The following is a 1,071-nucleotide window of genomic DNA, read 5'->3' on the forward strand; positions in this document are numbered from 1 at the left end:
GTCACACCCGTTCCCATTCCGAACACGGCAGTTAAGCTCTTCAGCGCCGATGGTAGTTGGGGGTTTCCCCCTGTGAGAGTAGGACGCCGCCAAGCAGTTATATATGGAGGATTAGCTCAGCTGGGAGAGCATCTGCCTTACAAGCAGAGGGTCGGCGGTTCGATCCCGTCATCCTCCACCATTTTACACTTGCCGGTGTAGCTCAACTGGTAGAGCAACTGACTTGTAATCAGTAGGTTGGGGGTTCAAGTCCTCTTGCCGGCACCATTTTCATACAAGCTTGATATAGCATATATAAATAGTTGTATATGAGCCATTAGCTCAGTTGGTAGAGCATCTGACTTTTAATCAGAGGGTCGAAGGTTCGAATCCTTCATGGCTCACCATTTTATTATGCGGGTGTGGCGGAATTGGCAGACGCACCAGACTTAGGATCTGGCGCCGCAAGGCGTGGGGGTTCAAGTCCCTTCACCCGCATGTTCGCGGAAGTAGTTCAGTGGTAGAATACAACCTTGCCAAGGTTGGGGTCGCGGGTTCGAATCCCGTCTTCCGCTCCACTATTTATTTATGCCGGGGTGGCGGAACTGGCAGACGCACAGGACTTAAAATCCTGCGGTAGGTGACTACCGTACCGGTTCGATTCCGGTCCTCGGCACCATCTTAATATGCGCCCGTAGCTCAATTGGATAGAGCATCTGACTACGAATCAGAAGGTTGTAGGTTCGACTCCCGCCGGGCGCACCATGTTTTTTCGGGAAGTAGCTCAGCTTGGTAGAGCACTTGGTTTGGGACCAAGGGGTCGCAGGTTCGAATCCTGTCTTCCCGACCATTATTTTTCGGGGCCTTAGCTCAGCTGGGAGAGCGCCTGCCTTGCACGCAGGAGGTCAGCGGTTCGATCCCGCTAGGCTCCACCAAAAAAACTTGACAAGCCGGTTTGGCTCTGTTATGATATGAAAGTTGATTCTTTAAGAAGAGTCAAATTGCTCTTTGAAAACTGAACAAAACAAAGCGCCAACGTTAAATTTTAAGTGAGCACACACTATCAAAAAAGCAAATGAGCAAGTCAAACAT

The 1,071-nt window shown here is 50.3% G+C and carries 9 tRNA genes and 1 rRNA gene; all 10 read left to right on the forward strand.

The features are described from left to right. Positions 1–95 (forward strand): 5S ribosomal RNA (rrf, locus tag ACZ9AO_RS26190); the annotation flags it as partial. 10 nt (positions 96–105) lie between these two features. Then, positions 106–181: transfer RNA gene (locus ACZ9AO_RS26195), tRNA-Val, on the forward strand. 10 nt (positions 182–191) lie between these two features. Continuing rightward, a tRNA-Thr gene (locus tag ACZ9AO_RS26200) sits at positions 192–267 on the forward strand. A 43-nt stretch (positions 268–310) separates the two neighbouring features. Next, positions 311–386 (forward strand) — tRNA-Lys (locus tag ACZ9AO_RS26205). A 9-nt stretch (positions 387–395) separates the two neighbouring features. Beyond that, positions 396–477, forward strand: a tRNA-Leu gene (locus ACZ9AO_RS26210). Positions 478–482: 5 nt separating this feature from the next. Further along, positions 483–557: transfer RNA gene (locus tag ACZ9AO_RS26215), tRNA-Gly, on the forward strand. A 12-nt stretch (positions 558–569) separates the two neighbouring features. After that, a tRNA-Leu gene (locus ACZ9AO_RS26220) sits at positions 570–658 on the forward strand. A gap of 9 nt (positions 659–667) precedes the next feature. Then, positions 668–744: transfer RNA gene (locus ACZ9AO_RS26225), tRNA-Arg, on the forward strand. 8 nt (positions 745–752) lie between these two features. Beyond that, a tRNA-Pro gene (locus tag ACZ9AO_RS26230) sits at positions 753–829 on the forward strand. Between the two features lie 9 nt (positions 830–838). Continuing rightward, positions 839–914: transfer RNA gene (locus ACZ9AO_RS26235), tRNA-Ala, on the forward strand. The last annotated feature ends 157 nt before the right edge of the window (positions 915–1,071 follow it).

This window comes from Peribacillus sp. TE19612 (assembly GCF_056279465.1).